This is a genomic window from Devosia sp. (assembly GCF_041917035.1).
Classification (GTDB): Bacteria; Pseudomonadota; Alphaproteobacteria; order Rhizobiales; family Devosiaceae; genus Devosia_A.
Map to the genome: position 1 here is coordinate 1 of NZ_JAYRYM010000222.1, position 6258 is coordinate 6258.

Sequence of the window (6258 nt, forward strand, 5' to 3'; positions counted from 1 at the left end):
GGCAGGCCCTCGAGCTCGGCCTCGTTGGAGGAGGAGGGCTGGCTGTCGACGATGAGGCTCGCATCGAAGCTGGTGCCGCCCATGTCGACGCAGATGAGGTTGGAGCGGCCGAGGGTGCGCGCCAGCGTCTCGCCGCCGATGGCACCGCCGACCGGACCCGAGAGCAGGGTCTGCAACGGCGTCTCGCTGGCTGCCTTGGCGGTCATGGCGCCGCCATTGGACTCCATGATGTGGAGTTCGCTGCCGCCCGGCAGGCGATCGGAGAGCCGGTCGACCAGCGTGTTGAGGTAGTTGCGGACGACCGGGGCGACATAGGCATCCATGGCGGCCGTCGAGGTCCGCGCGTATTCGCGCCATTCCGGCGAGACGCGGTGCGAGAGGGTGATCGGGATCCCCGGCAGGTGCTGCCGGAGATAGGCCTCGGCGGCCAGCTCGTGCGCGCCGTTCTTGAACGAGAACAGGAAGCAGATGGCGATCGCTTGGTAGCCATTGGCCTTGACGGCGGCGATGAACGGGTCGAGCTCGCGCGTGTCGAGCGGCGTCTCGATCTCGCCCCTGGCATTGACCCGTTCCCTGACGGTGTAGGTATCGGAGAGCGCCACCAGCGGCTTGGGCTTGCGCCAGCGGATCGAGAAGATCTCGCGGCGGTCATTGCCCTGGATGGTGTAGACGTCGCGGTAGTTCTCGGTGGTGAGCAGGGCCACCCTGGCGCCGCGCCGGGTCAGCACGGCGTTGAGGCCCACCGTGGTGCCGTGGATGAAGAAATCGATCCGGGCATCGGCCGGCAGGCTGGTCGAGATGCCCTCGATCACCGCCAGGGCCGGATTTGCCGGCGTAGACAACACCTTGGCGACCGAACACTGGCCGGTCTCGGCATCCTGAAAGACCAGATCGGTGAACGTGCCACCAATATCCGCCGACACGCGATACGACTTACCGCTCACACCACCCTCCAGGGTCCCAATGCCGCCCAACCGGCGGCCACGCTATCCCGTATCCAATCTGTCGACAATGCCGTCCGGGATGCTCGACGGCAGGGTCGGCTAAGCTCTCACCGCCGGTTGCCGGCGGCGGCCAGGGCGACGGCGAGCACGATGATCACGCCGGTCGTCAGGTCCTTGAAGAACGGGTTGACGTTGAGAATGTTGAAGCCGTTGCCGATCAGCGCCATCAGCAGCACGCCCGCCATCGAGCGCCAGACGGCGCCGGCGCCGCCCATGATCGAGGTACCGCCGAGGATGACGGCGGCGATGGCCTCGAACTCGAGCCCGGTGCCGGCCTGCGGTTCGGCCATCGACAGGCGCGACACGGTGATGACGCCGGCCAGCCCCGCCGCCCCGCCCGAAACGGCGAAGGTGATGATCTTGACGAGGTTGGTGCGGATACCCGACAGCAGCGCCGCCTCCTCGTTGCCGCCGACGGCGAAGACGGCGCGGCCGAGCGTGGTGCGGTTGAGCACGAACATCATCAGCGCCATGAAGCAGAACATGACGATGACGGCGACATTGACCGCCACGCCGCCGCCCAGATCGAGCTTCTGCCGGCCGAGCCAGGAGAACTCCTCGATGCGGACCGGGATCAGCTTGCCGTCGGTGACGAGGATCGCCATGCCGCGATAGACGAGGCTGGTGGCCAGCGTCACGAGGAACGAGTGCACGTTGAAGGCGGTGATGATGATGCCGTTGAGCGCGCCCAGCACCATGCCGATCAGCGGCCCGGCGACGATGGCGAAGAACGGATCGACATTGACCGCGAGCCAGCCGGCGCTGACCGAGGCGACGCCGAAGATGGCGCCGGTCGACAGGTCGAAGCCGCCGCCGATGATCACCAGCGTCAGGGCGCACGAGATGATGAAAAGGGGCGTCGACTGGTTCAGGATGTTGAGCAGGTTTCGCGGCGTCAGGAACGAACCGGACAGCATGGTCAGCGCCACCAGCAGGAGGGCGATGATGATCAGCACGCCGTACTCGCGCGCCAGATCGCCGACGCGGAGCCGGCGGGGCGGACGGACGGGGGTCTTGAGGGTCGTGTCGGTCATTGGGCAGCGGCCTCCTGGGAAGCGGAGCGGCGGTTCTGTTCGAGAAAGACGCGATGCAGGGCGGATTCGACGGTGAGCGAACTCGACGGGGCCTCGGCGAAGATGCGGCCGTCGCTCATCAGGTAGGAGCGGTGCGACAGGTTGATCACCTCCTCGAGCTCGGACGAGATGAGCAGCACGCCCATGCCCTGCCGCGCCATCTCGACGATGAACTCGTGGATGCGCTGGCGCGCCCCGATATCGACGCCGCGCGACGGCTCGTCGAGGATCAGGATCCTCGGCCGGGCGACCGCCCACTTGGAGAGCAGCACCTTCTGCTGGTTGCCGCCCGAGTAGCGGGCAACCCACCCGTCGACCCGACCCGGCACGATGCCGAAATGGGCGATCATCTCCCTGACCCGCGCCACCTCGGTGCGGGTATCGAGGATGCCGCCGCGGCTGATGGCGCCCAGCGTCCCGAGGCTGACATTGGGGCGGGTGGCCTGGGTGAGCACGAGGCCCTGCTTGCGCCGATCCTCCGGCACCAGCGCAACCCCCCGGCGCACGGCATCGCGGACGCTGAGCCGGCCCTGCGGCTGTCCGTCGATGAGATACGTGCCGCCGGTGATGGGGTCGGCGCCGAACATGGCGCGCGCCACCTCGGTGCGTCCCGAGCCGACCAGCCCGATGAGCCCGACGATCTCGCCGGGGCGGACGGCGAGCGAGATGCCGTTGAGCCCGGCCGGCGTTTCGACGTCGCGCAGTTCGGCTATGGGGGCGACCGAGGCGTCGGGCGCCGGCGGCAGCTCGGGCCACAGGATATCGGACTCCTGGCCCAGCATGGAATCGACCAGCGACTTCTTGGTCTCGCCGGCGATCGGCGAGGTGCGCACCACGCGCCCGTCGCGCATCACCGTGACGTTGTCGCAATTGGCGATGATGTGATCGAGGAAGTGGCTGACGTAGACGATGGTCTTGCCCTGCGCCTTGAGACGCCGGATGACCTCGTGCAGCCGGTCGGCCTCGTCCTCGGTGAGCGAGGAGGTGGGCTCGTCCATGATGATGACGCGGGCGTCGCGGGCGATGGCCCGCATGATCTCGACCTTCTGGCGCTCGGCGATGCGCAGGCGCGCCACCTTGGCGAGCGGATCGATGCCGAAATCGCAGGTCTTCTCGAGGGCGGCGAAGCGCTCGAGGTCGCCCTTGACGAGGATGCCGGCGCGGGCGCTCTCGCGGCCGAGGAAGACGTTCTGGACGACGTTCAGCTCGGGGGCGAGCTGCAGCTCCTGGTGGATCATGGCGACGCCGCGGCCGAGCGCCTCGCGCGGGGTGAAGCGGGTGACCCGCTCGCCGAACACCGAAACCTGCCCTTCGTCGGGCGTATAGTAGCCGCCGATGATCTTGCCGAGGCTGGACTTGCCGGCGCCGTTCTCGCCGACCAGCGCATGCACGGAGCCCGCCTCGATATCGACCGAGATGTCGTCGAGAATCCGGGTGCCGCCGAAGCTCTTGGCGACGCCGCGGACACTGATGGCGATCTGTCCTGCAGCCATGGCCCTACCACCTGCACCGGTTCAGGGGATGGGCCGGGGAGTCATCCCCGGCCCGAAGTCGAAGGAGGATCAGCCCTCCCACTCCGCCACGAAGTCCGGATTGGCGTCGAGCCATTCCTTGGTGACGATCGGCGGGTTCTTGGCGAGCGTCGCCGGGTCGATCCAGTTCGGCACCGTCTCCCCCTTCTTGGCCCGGATCAGCGCGTCAGCCGCGTAGAAACCTTCCGAGAACGGGTAGCCCGACGCCGTCGCATCGAACAGGCCTTCCTTGATCTTCTCGACGGTGATGGCATTGAGGCCGCCGCCGATCAGATAGATCGGCTCGATCGGAATGCCGGCATCCTTGAGCGCGATCTCGACGCCGAGCAGGTGCTGGTCGGCATTGGAGAGGACCGCGTCGATCTCGGGATTGGCCTGCAGGATGTCCTGGAAGGCGGTCAGCGAGGCGTCCGGGCTGTAGCTGCCTTCACCGGTCGCCACGACCTTGATGTTGGCGTGCTGGCCGAGGACGGTCTGGAAGGTCTGGTAGCGCAGGTTGTCGAACGGGAACTGCAGCTGCCCGATCATGATCACCACCTTGCAGGGGTCCTTGCCCTCGCAGAACGTGACCACTTCCTCGGCGCCGGCAGTGGCGCCGATCACCGGGTTGGAGGCGACCGTGGTGGTCAGGCCCTTGACCTGCGGCGTCATCACGGTGAGGTCGGGACCGACCGGGAACAGCACCGAGGCGACGAGGAGACCGGCGCCGGTCGCTTCCTCGAGGGCGGTGGCGATGCCGACGGTATCGTTGGGCGCAACGATGATGCCGTCGAAGCGGCCGCCGGCGACGATGTCCTCGACCTGGGCGTACTGCACGGCGGCGTTGAACTCGCCGTCGAAGATCTCGACCTCGACATTGCCGGCTTCCTTGGCGGCCGCCTGCACGCCCTGCCAGGTGGCGTCATTGTAGCCGTTCTGGCTGGAGGCGGCGAGGAAGGCGAGGCGGATCGGGTCTTCGGCCAGCGCGGCCGCCGGGCTGAGGGCGGTCGCGACAAGCAGGGCTGCGAGAAGTTTCCGGGTCATGACGTTCTCCTGTTGCAGGGGGCACCGTGTCCCCTGGGTTTGGTAGTCCGGCCCGCTTCGTCCGGGCCTTTTCTCGGGCTGGGCCGGCGCACGGCCCCGCCGAAACTCATCCTTCGGTCACGCCGCCGAGCGGTTGCGCGTCCGAGCCGTGGAAGGTCGCCGTCTCCGACCCGCCACGGGCGAGCAGCAGGAAGGCGAGCGTTGCGACCGGCTGCCAGGCCATCGCCGTCGCGACGCGCGCGGCGGTGTAGTGACCACGGCGGTGCAGCAGATTGATCGTGCCGATGACCGCGCCGTCGACGATTGCCGGCAGGTTCATGTTGGATTCGAAGCCGAGCGCCCGGATCTTCTCGTGATCGAAGAAAACCGTGGCGATCTCCTCGATGGTGGTCGAGCTGAACGGCCGACGTCCCTCGATCACCGTCTCGTAGTAGCGGTTGCGATCGAGGCGCTTGAAATTGCCGGTCGGGTAGGCCGCTGCGTCGTCGGTCCAGACCCGCCGCGAGCGCATGTTGGGGAGGTCGTAGACCGACGCGGTGGTCAGCAGCGAACCGACTGTGACGGCGAGACCGGCATGGGCATAGGCGAAGACGTTGCGGGCGGCGTCGGGTCCGGCCGCAAGGCCGAAGGCGTGCGCCAGGTCGGGGGTCATGCCGCCCTCCGGTCGTGCAGGACGGTGCCGCCCTTGACCACCAGCCGGAGCGTCTCGGCCGGCCGGCCGAGGGCGGTGATATCGGCGAACGGGTCGGCGTCGAAGGCGACCAGATGCGCCCGCGCGCCAGCCGCCAGCGTGCCGACCTGGCCTTCCATACGGCACAGCCGGGCGCCCGCCTCCCACATCCCGGAGAGGATTTCCGTCGGAGTGAGCACCTGCGCCAGCAGCTCGAACTCGAGCCCGCCATACTTGCGCAGGGGACCGAGCAGATCGGTGCCGAAGGCCATCGGCAGCCCGGCCGCGCGCATCAGTTCGAGCGAGCGCCGGCCGCCGTCGCGGACGACGTCGAGCTTGGCCATCTCGGCCGCGCCGAAGCCGAGCGCCGCGCCATCGCGCTTGAGGCCCTCGTAGGCGGCCAGCGTCGGGATGGCGATGCAGCCGGCATCGGCCGCCATCTTGGCGGTATCGGCCGAGATCAGGTTGCAGTGTTCGAGCGACTTGACGCCGAGCCGGACGCAGCGGCGGATCGAGGCGTCGGAATAGACATGAGCCGACACATAGGTGTTGGCGTTCGTCGCCTCCTCGACCATGGCGCGGATCTCGTCGTCCGAGTACTGCAACCCGTCGATGGGATCGTTCGGCGAGGCGACGCCGCCATTGGCCATCACCTTGATGAAGCGCGCGCCCTCCTTGAGCATGCGGCGGCAGACCTGCCGCACCTCGTCGACGCCGTCGACCAGCACGCCCATGTTGCCCAGGCGCCAGGCGAGCGCGTCGGGCCGCGTGTCGGTGCGCTGGCGCAGGTCGGTGTGGCCGCCGGTCATCGACAGCCCCTTGCCGCAGATGACCAGGTCCGGCCCCTTGATGAAGCCGTCCTCGACGCCGCGCACCAGCCCGATATCGGCGCCGGCCAGGTCGCGCACGGTGGTGAAGCCGGCCGCCAGCAGTTCCTCCATCACCCGGGCGGCGCG

At 68.3% G+C, this 6258-nt stretch carries 6 protein-coding genes; all 6 read right to left on the minus strand.

Going from position 1 to position 6258, the window contains the following annotated elements; all coding sequences use genetic code 11:
• On the minus strand, positions 1–944 hold a 944-nt coding region (locus ACE3TU_RS17675), incomplete at its 3' end, for a hydantoinase/oxoprolinase N-terminal domain-containing protein (RefSeq protein ID WP_374626583.1).
• 107 nt (positions 945–1051) lie between these two features.
• Positions 1052–2038 carry an ABC transporter permease gene (locus ACE3TU_RS17680; protein ID WP_374626585.1) on the minus strand — a complete coding sequence of 329 codons (987 nt, stop codon included), beginning with the start codon at positions 2036–2038 and terminating at the stop codon, positions 1052–1054.
• Entirely contained in the window at positions 2035–3570 is a 1536-nt protein-coding gene (locus ACE3TU_RS17685; protein WP_374626587.1) for a sugar ABC transporter ATP-binding protein, read from the minus strand. Before ACE3TU_RS17685 ends, ACE3TU_RS17680 begins: the two co-directional genes overlap by 4 nt.
• Positions 3571–3639: 69 nt before the next feature.
• Positions 3640–4632, minus strand: a complete 993-nt coding sequence (locus ACE3TU_RS17690) for a sugar ABC transporter substrate-binding protein (protein ID WP_374626589.1) — start codon at positions 4630–4632, stop codon at positions 3640–3642.
• 106 nt (positions 4633–4738) lie between these two features.
• Positions 4739–5284 carry a hypothetical protein gene (locus ACE3TU_RS17695; protein WP_374626591.1) on the minus strand — a complete coding sequence of 182 codons (546 nt, stop codon included), beginning with the start codon at positions 5282–5284 and terminating at the stop codon, positions 4739–4741.
• Positions 5281–6258, minus strand: a 978-nt coding sequence (locus ACE3TU_RS17700) for an amidohydrolase family protein (RefSeq protein WP_374626593.1), incomplete at its 5' end; no start/stop codon positions are given. The genes ACE3TU_RS17700 and ACE3TU_RS17695, both read right to left, overlap by 4 nt.

Bases quoted from the DNA above. Each gene is read 5' to 3' on its own strand.
- ACE3TU_RS17680 (WP_374626585.1), bottom strand. From the start codon at position 2,038: ATGACCGACACGACCCTCAAGACCCCCGTCCGTCCGCCCCGCCGGCTC.
- ACE3TU_RS17685 (WP_374626587.1), bottom strand. From the start codon at position 3,570: ATGGCTGCAGGACAGATCGCCATCAGTGTCCGCGGCGTCGCCAAGAGC.
- ACE3TU_RS17690 (WP_374626589.1), bottom strand. From the start codon at position 4,632: ATGACCCGGAAACTTCTCGCAGCCCTGCTTGTCGCGACCGCCCTCAGC.
- ACE3TU_RS17695 (WP_374626591.1), bottom strand. From the start codon at position 5,284: ATGACCCCCGACCTGGCGCACGCCTTCGGCCTTGCGGCCGGACCCGAC.